Origin of the sequence: Xanthomonas sp. NCPPB 4467 (genome assembly GCF_041475665.2) — a bacterium.
In the GTDB taxonomy this organism is placed as follows: domain Bacteria; phylum Pseudomonadota; class Gammaproteobacteria; order Xanthomonadales; family Xanthomonadaceae; genus Xanthomonas; species Xanthomonas dyei.
In genome coordinates this window covers 1,626,375-1,644,377 of sequence record NZ_CM191260.1, presented here as the reverse complement: position 1 = coordinate 1,644,377, position 18,003 = coordinate 1,626,375, and the positions used below count along the sequence as shown (strand labels likewise).

15 protein-coding genes are annotated in these 18,003 nt (G+C 65.4%); 7 read left to right on the top strand and 8 right to left on the bottom strand.

Annotated elements, in window-relative coordinates:
- Positions 1 to 26: 26 nt before the first annotated feature.
- On the bottom strand, positions 27 to 395 hold the full coding sequence (locus tag ACCQ06_RS07135) for a response regulator (RefSeq protein ID WP_316691514.1): 369 nt from the start codon (positions 393 to 395) through the stop codon (positions 27 to 29).
- The gene (locus ACCQ06_RS07130) at positions 388 to 1,551 is read right to left on the bottom strand and encodes a PAS domain-containing hybrid sensor histidine kinase/response regulator family protein (protein WP_316691513.1); all 1,164 of its coding nucleotides are present in this window, start codon (positions 1,549 to 1,551) and stop codon (positions 388 to 390) included. Before ACCQ06_RS07130 ends, ACCQ06_RS07135 begins: the two co-directional genes overlap by 8 nt.
- Before the next feature lie 160 nt (positions 1,552 to 1,711).
- Here ACCQ06_RS07130 and ACCQ06_RS07125 point away from each other — a divergent pair, with 160 nt between their 5' ends.
- The 6 genes from ACCQ06_RS07125 (at position 1,712) to trxC (ending at position 8,809) form a co-directional block, all read left to right on the top strand.
- A complete protein-coding gene (locus ACCQ06_RS07125) occupies positions 1,712 to 4,888 on the top strand; it encodes a response regulator (protein ID WP_228322724.1) in 3,177 nt (1,058 codons plus the stop codon).
- Positions 4,861 to 5,709, top strand: coding sequence for a CheR family methyltransferase (locus ACCQ06_RS07120; RefSeq protein ID WP_316691510.1), 849 nt, complete (start codon positions 4,861 to 4,863; stop codon positions 5,707 to 5,709). Before ACCQ06_RS07125 ends, ACCQ06_RS07120 begins: the two co-directional genes overlap by 28 nt.
- Positions 5,706 to 6,290 carry a chemotaxis protein CheB gene (locus ACCQ06_RS07115; protein WP_228322726.1) on the top strand — a complete coding sequence of 195 codons (585 nt, stop codon included), beginning with the start codon at positions 5,706 to 5,708 and terminating at the stop codon, positions 6,288 to 6,290. The genes ACCQ06_RS07120 and ACCQ06_RS07115 overlap by 4 nt, the downstream gene beginning before the upstream one ends.
- A complete protein-coding gene (locus tag ACCQ06_RS07110; protein ID WP_316691507.1) occupies positions 6,287 to 7,411 on the top strand; it encodes a hybrid sensor histidine kinase/response regulator in 1,125 nt (374 codons plus the stop codon). Before ACCQ06_RS07115 ends, ACCQ06_RS07110 begins: the two co-directional genes overlap by 4 nt.
- A gap of 403 nt (positions 7,412 to 7,814) precedes the next feature.
- A complete protein-coding gene (locus ACCQ06_RS07105; protein WP_228322728.1) occupies positions 7,815 to 8,180 on the top strand; it encodes a DUF1428 domain-containing protein in 366 nt (121 codons plus the stop codon).
- 182 nt (positions 8,181 to 8,362) lie between these two features.
- Entirely contained in the window at positions 8,363 to 8,809 is a 447-nt protein-coding gene (trxC, locus tag ACCQ06_RS07100; RefSeq protein ID WP_316691505.1) for a thioredoxin TrxC, read from the top strand.
- A 91-nt stretch (positions 8,810 to 8,900) separates the two neighbouring features.
- On the opposite strand, the gene ACCQ06_RS07095 is transcribed toward trxC, so the two are convergent.
- Entirely contained in the window at positions 8,901 to 11,261 is a 2,361-nt protein-coding gene (locus ACCQ06_RS07095) for a TonB-dependent receptor (protein ID WP_228322730.1), read from the bottom strand.
- 288 nt (positions 11,262 to 11,549) lie between these two features.
- Here ACCQ06_RS07095 and ACCQ06_RS07090 point away from each other — a divergent pair, with 288 nt between their 5' ends.
- Positions 11,550 to 13,199 (top strand): glycoside hydrolase family 43 protein, encoded by a 1,650-nt coding sequence (locus tag ACCQ06_RS07090; protein WP_316692514.1) that lies wholly within the window; start codon positions 11,550 to 11,552, stop codon positions 13,197 to 13,199.
- 230 nt (positions 13,200 to 13,429) lie between these two features.
- On the opposite strand, the gene ACCQ06_RS07085 is transcribed toward ACCQ06_RS07090, so the two are convergent.
- Genes ACCQ06_RS07085 through ACCQ06_RS07065 form a run of 5 tightly spaced genes read right to left on the bottom strand, consistent with a single transcriptional unit; the run spans position 13,430 to position 18,002 of the window.
- Positions 13,430 to 15,385 (bottom strand): PAS domain-containing hybrid sensor histidine kinase/response regulator, encoded by a 1,956-nt coding sequence (locus ACCQ06_RS07085; protein WP_228322731.1) that lies wholly within the window; start codon positions 15,383 to 15,385, stop codon positions 13,430 to 13,432.
- Entirely contained in the window at positions 15,375 to 16,250 is an 876-nt protein-coding gene (locus ACCQ06_RS07080) for a sensor histidine kinase (RefSeq protein WP_316691502.1), read from the bottom strand. Before ACCQ06_RS07080 ends, ACCQ06_RS07085 begins: the two co-directional genes overlap by 11 nt.
- Positions 16,247 to 17,257: an ATP-binding protein gene (locus ACCQ06_RS07075; RefSeq protein WP_228322732.1), complete on the bottom strand. Its 1,011-nt coding sequence runs from the start codon at positions 17,255 to 17,257 to the stop codon at positions 16,247 to 16,249. The genes ACCQ06_RS07080 and ACCQ06_RS07075 overlap by 4 nt, the downstream gene beginning before the upstream one ends.
- Entirely contained in the window at positions 17,248 to 17,643 is a 396-nt protein-coding gene (locus ACCQ06_RS07070) for an ATP-binding protein (protein ID WP_104614128.1), read from the bottom strand. The genes ACCQ06_RS07075 and ACCQ06_RS07070 overlap by 10 nt, the downstream gene beginning before the upstream one ends.
- Positions 17,640 to 18,002, bottom strand: coding sequence for an STAS domain-containing protein (locus ACCQ06_RS07065; protein WP_104614129.1), 363 nt, complete (start codon positions 18,000 to 18,002; stop codon positions 17,640 to 17,642). Before ACCQ06_RS07065 ends, ACCQ06_RS07070 begins: the two co-directional genes overlap by 4 nt.
- Between the last annotated feature and the right edge of the window lies 1 nt (position 18,003).

The following is an 18,003-nucleotide window of genomic DNA, read 5'->3' as shown; positions in this document are numbered from 1 at the left end:
TGCGGACACTTACCCGCAGCCAGCGCTCAGGCGTTGGCTGCGTCGCCTTTCAACAGGTCGATGAGCTGACGCAGGCGATAGGGCTTGGGCAGGAAGTCGACGCCTGCCGGCAGCGGCGGCAGCTGCGCCTTCGCAAAGCCCGATGCCAGGATGACGCGTGCCTGCGGCAACAACTGCGCCACCTGCTCGCTCAGTTCGATCCCCGACATGCCGTTGGGCATGCGGATATCGCTGAACACCACATCGTAGGGGCCGCTGTCGCGCAGCATGTGCAGGGCGTCTTGCGCATCGTCGGCGGTGTCGACGGTGATGCCCGCATCGCGCAGCGCCTCGCCGATCAACTCGCGCAACTCTTCTTGATCTTCCACCATCAACAGACGCAGGGGTTCAGTCATGCTCGGCCTCCTCGATGGCCGGGAGAAACAGGGTGACGGTGGTGCCGCACCCAGGTGCGGTCTCCAGATCGACGAAACCACCGGATTGGGACGCAAAGCCATAGACCTGGCTCAATCCCAGGCCGGAGCCCTTGCCGACATCCTTGGTGGTGAAAAACGGCTCGCTGGCGCATTGCGCCACCTGTGCCGACATGCCTGGGCCATTATCGCGCACCGCAATGCTGACGTAGCTGCGCGTTGCCCCATGCGGCGCCGACGGTGCAACACGCTGCTGTACGGCGGTGATCACCGCGATGGCGCCACCGGCCGGCATCGCATCGCAACTATTGAACACCAGATTGAGCAGCGCCGCTTCCAGCTGGCTGGGGTCCACGCGCACATCCGGCAGCGCATCGGCAAAGTCCAGCGACAGTACGACTCCGGCCGGGCAGGCGCGACGCAACAGCTCGAGCGTGCGCGTCACCACCGCGTTGGCGGCATGCCGCTCCGGAACCAGGCGCTGCCCACGGGCGAAGGCGAGCAGCTGGCGTGTCAGCAAGGTGCCGCGATCCACCGCGGTTTGCGCCGTTTCCACCAGCATGCGCGTGCGCGCATCGTCGCCGGCGCGTAGCGCAATCAGATCCAGGCTGGTCACCATCACCGTCAGCAGGTTGTTGAAGTCGTGCGCCATGCCCAGCGTCAACCGCCCCAACGCCTCGACTTTCTGCGACTGCAATAGCGCGTGCTGGGTCTGCTGCAGCAGATGTTGCGCCGCATGGCGGTCGGTGACATCGCGGGTGATCTTGGCGAACCCGACAAGCACGCCGAATTCGAGCACTGGCTCGATCACCACGCTGGCCCAGAAGCGGCTGCCGTCCTTGCGTACGCGCCAGCCTTCCACGGCAAGACGCCCCTGGCGTCTGGCGATATCCAGGTTCTGCATCGGCTCGTCGCGCTGCGCATCTTCGGGCAGATAAAAACGCGAAAAATGCGAACCGAGCACTTCGGCGGCGGAGTAGCCCTTGATACGCTCTCCACCGGGATTCCAGCTGCGCACATACCCGCCGGTGTCGAGCATATAAATCGCGTAGTCGGAGACGCTTTGCACCAACAGCTGGCACTGCCGGCTGTCGTGCGACAGCGGCCCTGCACTGTCGATGGGCGTTTCCGTCTCCATCGCGCGATGTTTCCCCCGGAAAAGCGCGCGACCATAGTGACGTCGCCGTGAAGGTTGCGTGCAAGCCAACCCGGCCGGAAAAGCGTCAAAAACCCGGCGATTGGCGCGTGAAAGTTATCGGCTACCATGCCCCCCCCTCCCCGTTCGGTGCGCGTGCCTCATGCAGAACATCTCGACCACACGCGACCGCTGGATCTGGGTCATCGCGGGGGCCTTGATGGCTGGCACGCTGGGCGTGGAACTGGTCACGCCGCTGGGCTATGCGGTGTGGCTGACCTACTTCATGGCAGTGGGCGTGACGGTGTTTCAGAACCGGCCGCAGGCGCCGCTGGTGGTGGCAGTGCTGTCGTGCGCGCTGCTGGCGATCGGCTTCCATCTGGCGCCACCCAGTACCAATTCGAGCTTCTCGTCGATCAACCGCAGCATTGGCGGCGTGTCGTTTCTGGCGATGGCCCTGGTGGTGACGCAGGCGATCCGCGCGCGTCGTCAGGCCGAAGTGGCGTTGTGGCTGCAGCAGGCAGAGAACACGGTCGAAGCCAGCCTGCGCGGCGATCAAAGCCCGGAAGAATTGGCCAATGCCGCGCTACGCGCCCTGTGCGACACGCTGGATGCGCAGGTCGGCGCGCTGTACCGCGTGGAAGGCGAGCGCCTGCGGCTCACCGGCGGCGCGGCGCTGCCGGTCGACATGCCCAAGACGCTGCCCAGCAATGCGGGCCAATGGGGTGAGGTGTTGCAGCGTGGCACGGTGCGCCGCGTGCGTGGTGTGGATGCCGGGCATCTGCAGATCGCCTCCGGCCTGGGCCAGAGCGCCTGCCAGGAATTGCTGCTGGCCCCGGTGACCGCCGATGGCCGGGTGATCGGCCTGCTGGAACTCGGCCGGGTGAGCGACGCGCAGATATCCGGCACCCGCGAGGAAGAGTTGCTGGCGCGTTGCGGCGAGAACATCGGCCTGGCGCTGCGCACCGCGCTGCTGCGCGCGCAGTTGGTGACCTTGCTGGAAGAAACCCAGCGGCAGAGCGAAGAACTGCAGACGCAGCAGGAAGAACTGCGCGTGGCCAACGAAGAACTGGAAGAACAGAGCCGCAGCCTGCAGCAATCGCAAAGCGATCTGGAACAGCAGCAGGCCGAGTTGGAACAGACCAATGTGCAGCTGGAAGAACGTACCCAGGCGCTGGAAGCGCAGAAGCAGGCGCTGCTGGTCGCGCAAGGCCAGCTGGTGCGCAATGGCAACGAACTGGCCACCGCCTCGCGCTACAAGTCGGAATTTCTGGCCAACATGTCGCACGAACTGCGCACGCCGCTCAACAGTGCGCTGATCCTGGCCAAGCTGCTTGCCGACAACAAGGACGGCACGCTCAGCGCCGACCAAGTGAAATACGCGCAGGCCATTCTGTCGTCCAACAACGATCTGCTGGCGCTGATCAACGACATCCTGGATCTGTCCAAGATCGAAGCCGGTCACGTGGAACTGACCGACGACACCGTCGCCACCAGCTCGGTACTGCAGCGACTGCGCGACACCTTTGAACCGCTGGCGCGACAGAAGGGCCTGACCCTGGAGATCGGCACCGAGGCCGACGCACCGACGCAACTGGTGGTCGACAACCAGCGTCTGCAGCAGATCCTCAAGAACCTGCTGGCCAACGCGATCAAGTTCACCGAACGCGGCACGGTAAGTCTGTCGATCCAGGCGAGCGCGCCGGGCCGGGTGCTGTTCAAGGTCGATGACACCGGGATCGGTATTGCACGCGAGCAGACCGATGTGATCTTCGAAGCGTTCCGTCAGGCCGATGGCAGCACACGGCGTCGCTATGGCGGCACCGGCCTGGGCTTGTCGATCTCGCGCGACCTGGCACAACGCATGGGCGGCAGCATCAGCGTGGACAGCGAACCCGGGCGCGGCAGTTGCTTCACCCTGGAATTGCCGTCCGACGGTGCGCCAGCAGAAGCGATCAGCGCCGCCGAGGCGAACCCGACGTCGGCGGTAGCGTCGCGTGCGATCAATCCTGCGCAGTCCATCTATCAGACCACCGGCATTAGGATCGCTGCGCGGCTTGGCGAGCCGCGCGGCGCGGCGTCCACTGCCGTGCCGCTACCGAGTCCTGCGCCCAGCGCTGCACACCATCAACGCGCGCAGGACGACCGCGATCAGCGCACTCGTCCCGGCCGGCTGATCCTGGCGGTAGAAGACGACACCCGCTTTGCGCAGGCCCTGGTGGACCTGGCGCACGAGCTGGACTTCGATTGCGTGGTCGCACCCAGCGCCGAAGAAGCGCTGCGACTGGCCGCCGAGTTGCGCCCCAGCGGCATCCTGCTCGACATCGGCTTGCCCGATGCCTCCGGCCTGAGCGTGCTCGAACGCCTCAAGCGCGATCCCGCCACCCGTCACATCCCGGTGCACGTGGTGTCTGCACTGGAACGCAGCCAGATCGCACTGGAACTGGGTGCGGTGGGCTATCTGATCAAGCCGGCAACGCGCGAGTTGCTGGCCGGTGCGATCCGTCAACTGGAAGACACCAACGCGCGTGCGGTGCGTCGCCTGCTCATCGTCGAAGACGACAGCGCCTTGCGCGAAAACCTGCAGTTGCTGTTGGCGCGCGACCAATTGGACATCGTTGCGGTGGGCAGCATCGCCGAGGCGATGGCGCAGTTGGCCGGCTCAACCTTCGACTGCATGGTCACCGATCTCACCTTGCCCGACGGCAGCGGCTACGACCTGCTCGAACGCATGGCCGGCAACGACGCCGTCGCATTCCCGCCGGTAATCGTCTACACCGGCCGCGCGCTCACCCGCGACGAAGAACAGCGTCTGCGCCGGTATTCCAAGAGCATCATCATCAAGGGCGTGCGCTCGCCCGAACGTCTGCTCGACGAAGTGACGCTGTTCCTGCACAGCGTGGAAGCTTCGCTGCCCAGCGACCAGCAACGCCTGCTGCGCGAAGCGCGTCGCCGCGATGCGGTGCTCGATGGCGCCACCGTGCTGCTGGCCGAAGACGACGTACGCAACATCTTTGCGCTGTCCAGCGTGCTCGAACCGCTGGGCGTCACCCTGGAGATCGCACGCAATGGCCGCGAAGCGCTGGAACGCCTGGCCGAGCGCGAGGTGGACCTGGTACTGATGGACATCATGATGCCGGAGATGGATGGCATCACTGCGATGCGCGAGATCCGCGCCAATCGCCAGTGGCAGGATCTGCCCATCATCGCACTGACCGCCAAGGCCATGGCCGACGACCGCGAACGCTGCCTGGAAGCCGGTGCCAACGACTACATCGCCAAGCCCATCGACGTGGACAAGCTGGTGTCGCTGTGCCGGGTCTGGTGCTCGCGGCAATGAATCCGGTGGAACTGTTCGATCTGGAACTTCGGGTGCTGCTGGAAGCGGTGTACCAGCGCTATCACTACGATTTTCGCGATTACGCGGTGTCGTCGTTACGGCGGCGCATGCGCCATGCCATGGCGCGTTTGGAGTGCGCGCGCGTGGCCGATCTGCAGCATCGGCTGCTGCACGAACCGGAGACGTTTGCGCAGGCGATGCAGTTCTTCACCGTGCAGGTGTCGGAGATGTTTCGCGACCCGGCGTATTTTCGCGTACTGCGCGAGCATGCGGTGCCGGTGTTGCGCACCTATCCGTCGATCAAGTTGTGGGTGGCAGGCTGCAGCACCGGCGAAGAGGTCTGGTCGCTGGCGATCCTGCTGCACGAAGAAGGCTTGCTGGAAAAGGCCGTCATCTACGCCACCGACATCAATCCCGAAGCGTTGAATATGGCCGAAGCCGGCGCGTACGGCATCGATCGCATCGCACAATTCAGCCGCAACTATCTGGATGCCGGCGGCCGTGGGTCGTTGTCGGACTACTACACCACCGCCTACGACGGTGCGGTGTTCGACCGCCGCTTGAAGCGCAATATCGTATTCGCCGATCACAGCCTGGCCACCGATACGGTGTTCTCCGAAGTGCATCTGGTGTCGTGCCGCAATGTGTTGATCTATTTCAACCGCGGCCTGCAGGACCGTGCCGTGGGCCTGTTCTTCGACGCACTGGTGCACCGCGGGTTTCTGGGCCTGGGCAGCAAGGAATCGCTGCAATTCGGCGCACATGCGCAGGCCTTTGAAACCTGCGCATGCGAACAACGCCTGTATCGGAAGGCCGCATGAGCAGCACGCCTGCGCACCGACAGTTCGATGCCATCGTGATCGGCGCCTCCGCCGGTGGTGTGATCGCGCTGCAGGCGCTGTTGTCCCAACTGCCCGCCGATCTGCCGATGCCGGTGCTGGTGGTGCTGCATCTGCCGCGCGACCGCACCAGCCATCTGGCCGAGCTGATGGATGCGCGTTGCGCGCTACCGGTGCGCGAGGCGGACGACAAGCAGCCATTGCGCCCCGGCACCGTGACAATCGCCCCACCCGACTATCACCTGCTGGTGGAAACCCGCGACAGCCTGGCCCTGTCGATGGATGCGCCGGTGCTGTTCTCGCGCCCGGCGATCGACCCTTTGTTCGAATCGGCTGCGGATGTATTTGCCGAGCGTCTGTTGGCGATCCTGCTCACCGGCGCCAGCAGCGATGGCAGTGCCGGCGTGGCCGCGGTGCGCGCAGCAGGCGGCACCGCCTGGATCCAGCTGCCCGATGATGCCGCGTCTCCGCTGATGCCCGCCTCTGCCCTTGCCCACGCCGGTGCCGATGCGGTGCTGACCCTGCAGGCGATCTGCAACCGACTGGAAGTCTTTCACCCATGAATCTCACCACGACCAGCCTTGCTGCGCACGGCGATGAACCCGCCAAGCTCCTGATCGTGGACGATGTGCCGCAGAATCTGGTGGCGATGGAAGCGCTGCTGCAGCGCGACGGCATCCAGGTGCTGTGCGCATCCTCCGGTGCGCAAGCGCTGGAGCTGCTGCTCGAACACGATGTGGCGCTGGCCCTGCTCGACGTGCAGATGCCGGAAATGGACGGCTTTTCGCTGGCGGAGTTGATGCGCGGCTCGCAGCGCACCCGGCATGTACCGATCATCTTCCTGACCGCCTCGCCGAACGATCCGATGCGCGCGTTCCAGGGCTACGAAAGCGGTGCAGTGGATTTTTTGCACAAGCCGATCGAGCCGCACGTGATCCTGAGCAAGGTCAATGTGTTTATCGAGTTGCACCAGCAGCGCCGGCTGCTCAAGGCGCGCAATGCCTCGCTGGAACGCGCGCTCACGCTCAACGAAACCATGATGGCGGTGCTCACCCACGATTTGCGCACGCCGCTGTCGGTGATCCTGTTGTGCGCAGACAAACTGAGCCTGGACATCGATGGCGGCGGCTCGGCCGCACGCACGCTCGAACACCTGGAAAACAGCGCGCGACGCATGGCGCGCATGGTCGAACAATTGCTGGATTTCTCGCGGCTGCGCACCGATGGGCTGTCGATGCAGTTCGGCCCCTGCAATCTGGGCGAGGTGGCGCACAGCGTGGTCGGCGAGGTAGCGCAGGCCAACCCGCACACCACCATCGACCTGCGCACCGAGGGCGACCTGGACGGCGACGGCGACGGCGACCGGCTGGCGCAGGTGGTGTCCAACCTGGTCGGCAATGCGGTGCTGCATGGCGGCAGTCATCCGGTGCAGGTGCATCTGGACGGCCGCGAGCGCGACGTGCTGCGGCTGTCGGTCCGCAACACCGGGCACATCCCCGACAGCCTGATGCCGCGCCTGTTCGAACCGTTCAAGGCCAGCTTCCATGCCAGCCAGGGGCTGGGGCTTGGGTTGTTCATCGCCGATCAGTTCGTCAAGGCGCACGGCGGCACGCTGCAGGCACGCAACGAAGACGGCGATGTGGTGTTCGAAGCCAGACTGCGGCGGCACAACCTGGCTGCATGATCGCAGCACGCGCAGGCGGCCAGGCAACGCACTGGCGGCCTTCGACAACGCATGCGGCCACGCTGCGCTGTGCGGCGAGCCGCCCGCGCAATGCCCGGCGCAGGCGCAGGTGCACTCCGCACCACCAGCCCATCTGAGCGTTGCAGCATCGCAATCGCATCTGGCGCGCGCATCCAACGTGGATCGCACGTCATCGGCGCGCCCTGTAGCGCATCGCCGGACTCAACCGCAGCCGTTGGGGTCATGCGAGCGCGAGCAGTGCCAGTGACCGAAATGCACCGTATGCTCCGGTAGATGCCTTGGCGCCACGCGCCGGAACACGGCTCTCCACGTTCTTCGATCGCACCAACATCTGTTCGTCATCATCAGGCGCACGCCGTGCGTCATGTCAGCGGAGGCGGTTATGTCGTATGTCGATGGGTTTGTCCTTGCCGTGCCCAAGGCCAACAAGGATGCGTTTCAGGAGCACGCCCGCATGGGCGATGCGGTCATCATGGAGTACGGCGCACTGCGCGTGATGGAGTGCTGGGGCGACGACGTGCAGCGGGGCCAATGGACCGACTTTCAGCGCGCTGTGGATGCCACCGACGACGAGGTCGTGGTGTTTTCGTGGATCGAATGGCCGGACAAGGCCACCCGCGATGCGGGCATGCGCAAGATGATGGACGACCCGCGCATGGACCCGGCCGTCAACCCGATGCCCTTCGATGGCAAACGCATGATCTACGGCGGCTTTGTCCCGATCGTGACGCTTGGGCAATCGGCCTGAGCGAGACCGCACGCGTCTGCACGCGCGCGATCGCCTGGCGGCCGAACGCAGCGGGCGCGGCCGCCAGCCTCCCGGCATAGCATCGACAGCGGTGGCCGCTACACTGGTGGCATGCAGCCGCATTCGCCGCCAGCGGTGTCTGGGCGTAGCGACTGCACTGCTTGCCCACCGGAGACCACCGCATGACCGACGCACCGTTGCTGATCGCCTGCCCGAACTGCGCTGCCATGAACCGCGTTGCGCGCGCACGCCTGCACGATGCGCCCAACTGCGGCAGTTGCCATCGGCCGCTATTTCTGAGGGCGCCGGTGACCTTGTCGGCGGCGGATTTCGACAAGCACGCCGTGCGCAGCGAGCTACCGCTGGTGGTGGATTTCTGGGCGCCGTGGTGCGCGCCGTGCCTAAGCATGGCACCGCAATTTGCAGCCGCCGCCGCGACGCTGGAGCCGCAGGTGCGGCTGGCCAAGGTGGATACCGATCTGCATCCTGCACTGGGCACGCGCTTTGGTATCCGCAGCATCCCCACCCTGCTGGTCATCCGCGGCGGGCATGAGATCGGCCGTCATTCCGGCGCGGTCAGCAGCGCGCAGATCGTCAGCTGGGTGCGCTCGGTGCTCGATAGCCGCTGATAAAAAGCCAGCTGCGCATGCACGCAGCTGGCCTTTGTCGATACAGGCGCGGCGACGACGCGGACGCCGCACCCCGAGGATCAGCTGGCGATCACTGCCAGTTGACGTTGACCGACACGCCCACGATGCGCGGCTCGTTGTACACCGCCGCCATGTAGTTTTCGATCACGCCCTTGACGTTCTTTTCGTTGGTGATGTTGCGCGCGAATGCCGCCACTTCCCATGCACCGTAGCCGCCGGTGTAGCCCAGCTTGAGGCCACCTTCGAAGTTGCCGTCGGCACGGAACTCGGTGGAGTCGTACAGCACAAAGCTGGTCTCGCCCTGCTTGTTCCAATCGGTGGACACGAAAAACGCGCCGTCGTTGCCCATCGGAATGTCGTAGCGCGCGGCCAGGTTGAGGTTGTACTTGGGCGCGTTGGGCAGCGGGTTGCCGTCGATCTGCGCGAAGGTGTTGGCGCCGACGCGGATGGTGGGGTCGTTGACCGTGCACACCACCACGCCATTGAGCGCGCAGGCCTGCGCAAACACGCGCTTGTCGTTGATTTCGCTATGCAACAGGCTCAGGCCCGCGGTCAGCGACAGGTTGGAGATCGGGCGCCAATCCAGGTCTGCTTCCAGACCGTAGGCCTTGGCCTTGTCGGCATTGAACAGCACGCCGTTGCCGTCCGAATCGTTGCCGTTGAGCTGGATGTCATCGACGGTGTAGGTGAAGCCGCTGACATTCAGGCGTAGCCGGTTCTGGAACAGGCTGCTCTTGATGCCGGCTTCCCACGACAGAATGGTTTCCGAATCGGCGGTGGTGAAATCCGAATTGAACACCGCGCTGCGGCCCTGGATGGTGGGGCCGCGGAAGCCGCGTGCCACGCGTGCATACACGCTCAGGTCCGGGTTGAGTTCATACATCGCGCTCAGGTCCCAGCTGGGCTGGGTGTCGGACATGCGCACATCGCGACGGCCACGGTAGGTCACCGCACCGGCCGCGGTGTCGGCGGTCTTGAGCAGACGGGTTTGCTTGGTGTCCTTGGTCTGGCGGATGCCAGCGGTCAGCGTCAGCGCATCGGTGGCCTTGTAGCTGAGCTGACCGAAGCCGGCCCACGAGGTATTGGTGTTGCGCAGCCGTACCCAGTTGTTGGGATTGCGCGCGGCAGTGCGCAGGAAATACGCACGCTGATAAAAATCGGTGGTGTCGCGGCCATCGAAATAGAACGCGCCCACCTGCCACTGCAGCGCGTCGTCGCCCTCGCTGGCCAGACGCAGCTCCTGGGTGTACTGATCCAGATCGCGAATCTGCCCCATCGATTGGCCGAACCCGTTCGGCACGCCATTGACCGGGTAGTTGGCCGCCGCACCGCCATCGGTGTCGCCACGGCTGTAGCCGGAGGTGGTTTCGTAAGCGGTGATCGAGGTCAGCGAGACGCCGCCAAAATCGTAGATCGCCTTGATCGAGCCGCCATCGGTCTTGTAGGCCTGCGGGTTGTCGTTGGCTTCGTCGTAGGCCACGCGGTCGCGCGGCACGTCGACCTTGTCGCTGCCGCGCGTCACCGCATTGCGCAAGAACAGCGTGGAGGTGCCGTCGTAGTCGCGGGTGTGCACCGAGCCCAGCAGCGAGAACGCATCGTTGGGTTTGAGCAGCACCTGCAGGCGCGCATTGCGGTCGTTGTAGCCGCCCATCGCGTCCTTGCGCGGGGTGCGCGTGCCATCGGCGCTGCTGCCGGCAAAGGTGTTGTCCACCCAGTCGTCGCGGTGCTGGTACAACGCCGACACGCGGAACGACAGCACATCGTTGATCGGCCCGCCGAAGCCGCCATCCAGCGACACCGTGTTGTAGCTGCCGTAGCTGGCGTCGACGCGGCCGGTATAGGTATCGCCGGGCTTGACGGTGTCGAACTTGACGATGCCGGCGGTGGTGTTGCGGCCGAACAAGGTGCCCTGCGGGCCGCGCAGCACCTCGACCTGGTCCACGTCATAGACCGGGTTGGATTTGAGTACCACGTGCTCCAGCACCACATCGTCCTGGATGATGGACACCGGCTGCGAAGCCCCCAGATAGAAGTCGATATTGCCCAGGCCACGAATATAGAAGCGCGGGAAGATGCGCCCGGTCGTGGTCTCGGCGTAGAAGCCCGGCACGCGGCCGGACAGTGCCAGCAAGGTGTCGTCGCCGCCGGCGGTGTACTCGCGCATCGCCGCGCCCTGCACCACGCCCACCGACACCGGCACCTCCTGCAGGTTCTGCTCGCGGTGCTCGGCAGTGACGGTGACCGCGTCCAGCGCGGTGGGGCTGCCCTCGCCCTGGCTGGCCGGCGCTTGCTGGGCCGATGCGGCAGCGGCCATCGAGGCGAGCAGCAGACCGGCGCAGGCGCGTGCCAGCGGCGTACGTTGCGGTGCACGCGCATCCAGATGCGCAACAACGGACCTCAGCGACGGAGAGACAGACGAGTACAACGACATGCGGGTTGATCCTTGGGTAACGACACGAAGATGAGTCCGTTCGGCATGGGTCTGCCAGAAGGAGGCGCCGCATGGCGCCGCGCGCACGATATGTCAGCAATGTTGCAGCGAAGTGGCAGGCGCACCGATCAGCGCCCACCGGCCACATTGCGCACAGCCATGCCGCCACTCACGTGCGGCATGGCAAAACGTCATGCCCTGCCCGGCGGCGAGCTGTCATGCTGCCGCGAAGCTGGCGCTACGCCAGTGGCGCGCATCGGGGAAACTGTCGTGAAACCAATCGGATGGATGCTGGGCCTGATGGCCGCCATGAGTTGTCAGCTGGCCTACGCCGGCAGCGCACTGATCACTCAGGTGGATTACCAGGGCGATGACGGCGGCCCGTTGCCGACCGAGGCGCAGTACCGCAATCCGGTAGTGGCCGGGTTTTATCCGGACCCGTCCGCGATCAGGGTCGGCGACGACTTTTATCTGGTCAATTCCACGTTCGGCTATTTTCCCGGCCTGCCCGTGTTCAAGAGCAGCGACCTGGTGCACTGGAACCAGATCGGCAACGCGATCGATCGCGCCGACCAGATCGACTACGGCCGCGACGAACTGACCCGTGGCCTGTTCGCCGCCAGCATCAGCCACCACGACGGCACCTTCTACATCGCCAACACCTGTTTTTACTGCGATGGCGGCAACTTTCTGATCACCGCCACCGATCCGGCCGGGCCGTGGTCCAGCCCCATCTGGCTCGACGCCAAGGGCATCGACCCGTCGCTGTTCTTCGATGACGACGGCAGCGCCTGGCTGGTCAACAACGATGTGCCCGCCGGCAAACTGCGCTACGACGGACACCGTGCCATCTGGCTGCAGCAGCTGGACCTGACCCGCATGAAGTTGGTCGGCACCCGTCAGGCGATCGTGGATTCGGGCTTTCAACCGGCCACCAATCCCGAGCACATCGAGGGCCCGCATCTGTTCCGCCGCGATGGCTATTACTACCTCACCGCGGCCGAAGGCGGCACCGGCGAGCAGCATGCGCAGATGATCTACCGAAGCCGCCAGATCACCGGCCCCTACGAGCCCTGGAGCGGCAATCCGGTGCTGACCCAGCGCGACCTGGACCCGAGCCGCAGCGCACCGATCACCTCCACCGGGCACGCGCAGTTCGTCGAGCTCAAGGACGGCAGCTGGTGGGCGGTGTTCCTGGGCACCCGTCCGTATCAGGGCAACCACTACGCGCTTGGCCGCGAAACCTTCTTGTTGCCGGTGCAATGGCGCGACGGCTGGCCGCAGGTAGTGCCGCATGGCAGCGCTGTGCCGCCGGTGGCCTCGCGCCCGGCATTGCCAGCCGGCACCCAGACCCTGCCCACCAGCGGCCCGATGCAATGGAGCGAGCGCTTCCGGGAAGCGCGCGTGCCGATGCAATGGATGACCATCCACCCGCCCACCCAACCGTGGTACCTGCCCGGCCCGCAGGGGTTGCGCATCACCCCGTCGCAGGTCGCGCTGGGCGACATCGGCCGCGGCCAACCTGCGTATCTGGGCCATCGCCTGCAACATCACCACGCCACGCTGGCGGCCAGTGTCGATGGCAGCGCGCTGGCGGCCGGCGAACAGGCCGGCCTTGCGCTGGTGGCCAAGGAAAGCCACTTTTTGGCAGCCATGCTGGTGCGCGATGAAGCCGGCGCGTCGGTGGTGCTATATCGCCGCGCCGGCCTGCAGGACCCAAGCATCGGCACCGTGCTGGCACGTGCACCGCTGCCCGATGCAACGCAACCGGTGCAGCTGCGCTTTGCGCTGGATGGCGCGCGGGTGCATGTGGATTACGCAGTGGGCAGCGGCCAGTGGCAGACGCTGCTCGAACAGGGCGACGCCACACTGCTCAGCACCGAGACGGCCGGCGGCTTTCTGGGCGCCACGTTCGGGCCGTACGCGTATTCGCGTTGAGTGCCGACACACGTACACCGCACTGCCGCGCAATCAGCCCCATGCAGTGCACGCGAAAACCGGCGCGCACTATTGTTTGCGGTGTCTGCGCCTGGCGCAGGCCTGATCGAACGCGTTACTGCGGATGCGATTTATCGCATCAAGTGCCGCAACAGCAGCGTCGTGCCGCAGCGTCGCCGTCTCTGTCTCCGTAGACGCATCGCATCCACCCGTACGCGAATCAACAGGCGTTACGCGCGCCCCAGCACGCTGCTGTCGAGCATCTGCCCCACCGTATTGAGCAGATCGTTGAGGCTGAAGGGCTTGGGCAGCAAGGCCATGCCGTCGGCCAGGAACTCCTGCCGCGTGATCGCGTTTTCTGCGTAGCCGGTGATGAACAGAATCGGCAGCCCCGGACGCAGCGTGCGCGCCACGTCGGCCATGTCGCGCCCGTTCATGCCCGGCAGGCCGACGTCGGACACCAGCAGATCGATCTGCACATCGGTGCGTAATTGCTCCAACGCGCCAATGGCATCTTCGGCTTCGATCACCTCATAGCCGGCGTCGCTGAGCACTTCGCTCACCATCATGCGCACCACGTCGGTATCGTCCACCAACAAAATGCGCGCGTTACGCGCCCGTGGCGTGGTCGGCGCCGCTGGCGACGGCAACGCGCTTGCCGAAAGCCCCCGCGGCAGCAACAACGCCACCGTGGTGCCCTGGCCGATCGCACTGGTGATACGCGCAGTACCGCCGGATTGGCGCGCAAAGCCATAGGTCATCGACAAGCCCAGGCCGGTGCCTTCGCCGATGGGTTTGGTGGTGAAAAACGGCTCGAACACCTGGTTGAGGATGGCCGGCTCGATGCCGCTGCCATTGTCGATCACGTTGACTGCCACGTACTCGCCATCGTCCAGTTCCGGATCGTTGTGCGCAACGTAGGCGGCGGTCTGCACGCGGATGGTGCCCTGCCCGCGCAATGCATCGCGGGCGTTGATCACCAGATTGAGCACCACGTTCTCGAGCTGGTTGGCATCGGCAATGGCCACCAGCGAGGCATCGGCAAGTTCCAGCTCCAGGGCGATGTTCTCGCCGATCGAGCGTTGCAGCATGTCTTCCAGCGAACGCACGCGCAGATTGACGTCGAATGGCTGCGCATCCAGCGATTGCTTGCGCGCAAAGGCGAGCATGCGCTGGGTCAGCGCTGCAGCACGATGCGCAGAACCGGTGGCAATCTCGGCCAGACGCGGCACGCGCTCGATCCGGTTGGATTCCACTGCCAGCTGGATCATGTCCAGGCCGGAAATGATGCTGGTCAACAGGTTATTGAAATCGTGCGCGATGCCGCCGGTGAGCTTACCCAGCGCTTCCATCTTTTGCGCCTGCAACAGCTGGATTTCGGTGCGCTGGCGTTCGGCGATCTGGTGCGCCAGTTCGGTGGTGGCGGTATCCAGCTCCTGGCGCTGCTCGCGCTCGCGCTCGCGCCGCTCGGTGACGTCTTCCACCATCAGCAGGCCCAGATCCGGCTCGCGGTACGGCGACACCCGCCATTCGGTCTCACACAGCTTGCCATCGCGCAGGATCGACAGCATGCCGCTCCAGCGCTCGCGCTGCCCCAATGCGCTGGTCAGCGCCTGCACGGTAGCCGTTTGATCCAGCCCCGCAGCGTGGATTGCATCACCCGGCGTGGCGTCGCCGATCAGGCGCTGAAACGCCGCGTTGCGTTCATGGGTGTGCAGCGCGGCATCGACCACGGCGATCGGCGCGCTGATGTGCTCGAAGATCTCGCGGAAGCGGGCCTCGCTGACCCGCAACGCGTCTTCGGCATTGCGCGCGCGCAACAGCGTGCGCAGCGTGGCGACCAGCACATTGGGGTCGACCGGATGGATCAGGTACGCATCGGCGCCGGCATCCAGACCGGTGATCATGTCGCCGGTGGCGATCGATGCGGCAGACACGTGTACCACCGGCAACAACGCGGTGCGCGGCTCGGCACGCAGGCTACGCACGATGTCGAAGCCGCTCATGTCCGGCAGATTGACGTCCAGCACCACACCGGCAAAGGTCTGCATCGCCAGCTTGTTCAGGCCTTCGGTGCCGGTGCCGGCTTCTTCGACCACAAAGCGGTGATGCTCGAGCACGCGCCGCACCGAATAGCGCGTCACCGCGTTGTCGTCGACGACCAGAATGTGCTGCTTACTGCTCAAGTGCCTTCTCCGCTGCCAACGTCACCGGCAGGACCACGAAAAATTCCGAACCCTGCCCGACCACGCTGTTGATGCCCACCCGTCCGCCAAGCAATTCGGCAAACCGCTTGCAGATCGCCAACCCCAGTCCGGTGCCGGTCAGGCGCTTCTGTAGCGGCGAGTCCACCTGTACAAAATCCTCGAACAAGGCGTCGTGAAGCTCGGGCGCGATGCCGATACCGGTGTCCTGCACGCTGAAGCGCACGTGGTCGTCGCCTTCCATCTGCGCCAGCACGCGCACGTGGCCGTGCGGGGTGAATTTGAGCGCATTGGAAATGAAGTTGCGCAGGATCTGCGCCAGTTTCTTGTCGTCGGTGTAGAGCATCGGCAGCACCGGCGGATCTTCGAAGATCAGCGTGGTGGTGCCCACATCGGTCAGCGGGCGAAACATGCCTCGCAACGCTGCGAACAGGTCCATCAAGTCGAACCAGCCCGGCGAAATGGTCACCCGCCCGGCTTCGATCTTGGCTAGATCCAGCAGGTCGTCGACCATGTCGGTGAGTTCGCGTGCCGACGCGCTGACAAAGCGCACCTGCTTGAGTTGCTCGTCGTTGAGCGGCCCGTCCATGCCGTCTTCCAGCAGCCGGGTGATGCTCAGGATCGAGCCCAACGGGGTGCGGAACTCATGACTCATGTACGACAGGAAGCGGCTCTTGAGCTCGGACACCTCGCGCAGCTGTTCGGCCTGCTGGTCGAGCTCGGCATACAACGCCAGCACGCCCTGGTTGGTTTCTTCCAGTTCCTCGCGCAGCGCCTGGTTCTGCTCGCGCAGGGTCGCAAGTTCGGTCATCGAAGCGCTGCCCGGCCCTGCATCGGATGCGTTCATTGCATGCCTCCCAGGCGCATGACGAAAACGCACGCATCGTCGCGGCCGCGCGCGTAATCGCGTAGCAGCACCGCCGCAATGATGCGTGGATGGCGCGACAACAGCCCGGCGTGATCGCGCAGGTTCCAGCGCGTCTGCAGGCCGTCGCTGTGCATGACCAACAGTTTGCCTGCGGCCTGCGGAAAATCGAACGGCCTGGCGCTACGAAACTGCACGCCGACGATGCCCGGATGCGAGGGCATGCCGCGCACACCATCGCCGTCGCACAAGGCTGCGGCGATGTTGCCGACGCCGGCAAAGCGCACCTGCCCGCTGCTGGCGTCGAACTGCATCACCGCGGTCGCGCCGCCACGGCTGCCGGTCATGCCGGCATGCAGCAGCGCGAGACGTGCGTCGGGTTCGCCACTGGTAGTGGCGGCAATGCGGGTGCCGGCATCGGCGGCATCGGCCGCGCCCGGACCGTGGCCCAGCCCATCGATCAGGGTGACGGTGACGTGCTGCGTATCGATCGCCAGATGCCAGGCATCGCCGCACACCACTTCGCTATGCAGCGGCAGCCGGATGGCGCCATACGGCAGATCGGGCGTGGTGTTTGCATCGGCATAGACGCGCGCCAGCACCACCGCACCGGTGCGGTCCGAATAGGCATCCAGCAGCGCCGCATGCCGCCGCACCGCGCCCAAGCCATTGCCGGGCGTGCTGCCGGTGGAATAGCCATCAGGCAGGCAATCGGCGAGCACGAAGCCCGGGCCGTGATCGAGCGCACACAGCTCCACGCCGATGCCGTGGCGACCGGCCACGCTGCACAGCTGGATCTGCCCGCCGCCAGCGTGGTTGAGCAGATTGGTACACAGCTCGGTCGCGACCAGCGCAACGCGGCCGCAGGCGCCTTCGTCGAAGCCACTGGCTTGCGCAAGCGCCACCGCATCGCGGCGCACCTGCCCCACCTGTGTCACTTCTTCGACGCGGATGACCTGGGTAAGTGCACCGGCAACATTCACTTCCATTTGGTGATGGTAATGCGCGTGCCCTTGCCGGCCGCAGTGTCCAGCACAAAGTCGTCCACCAGCCGCCGGCTGCCGGACAGGCCCAGCCCCAACCCGCTGCCGGAGGTCCAGCCGTCGGTGAGTGCCAGATCCAGATTGGGGATGCCCGGGCCTTCGTCGCGGAAGGTCAGCTGCACGCCCTTGCGGATGCCGCTTTCCACCAGCGCCCAGTCCATGTCGCCACCACCACCGTAGATCACGGTGTTGCGCGCCAGCTCGCTGGCGGCGGTGACCAGCTTGGTCTGGTCGACCAGGCGCAGGCCGCATTGCACCACCAGCTTGCGCACCGTCTGACGCGCCAGCACCACGTCCTGCTCGGTGCGGACCGGTTGCGAGCCGGTGGTCATGATGCGGGGTCGGGTTGCTGCAACAGCCGCATGCCGCGTTCGACATCGAGCGCCGTGCGCACCGACGGCAAGGTCAGCCCCAGTTCCACCAGGGTGATCGCCACCGCCGGTTGCATGCCCACCACCACGGTGCGGGCGCCCATCAGCGTCGCCAGCCCGGAGATGGTGCTGATCATGCGGCCGATGAACGAGTCGACGATATCCAGTGCGGAGATGTCGATCAGCACACCACGCGCGGAGGTGAGGCTGATCTTTTCCGACAGATCTTCCTGTAGCTGCAGCGCGAGCTGGTCGTGCATGTCCACCTGGATGGTGACCAGCAACAGATTGCCCATCCGCAGGATCGGGATGCGCTCCATG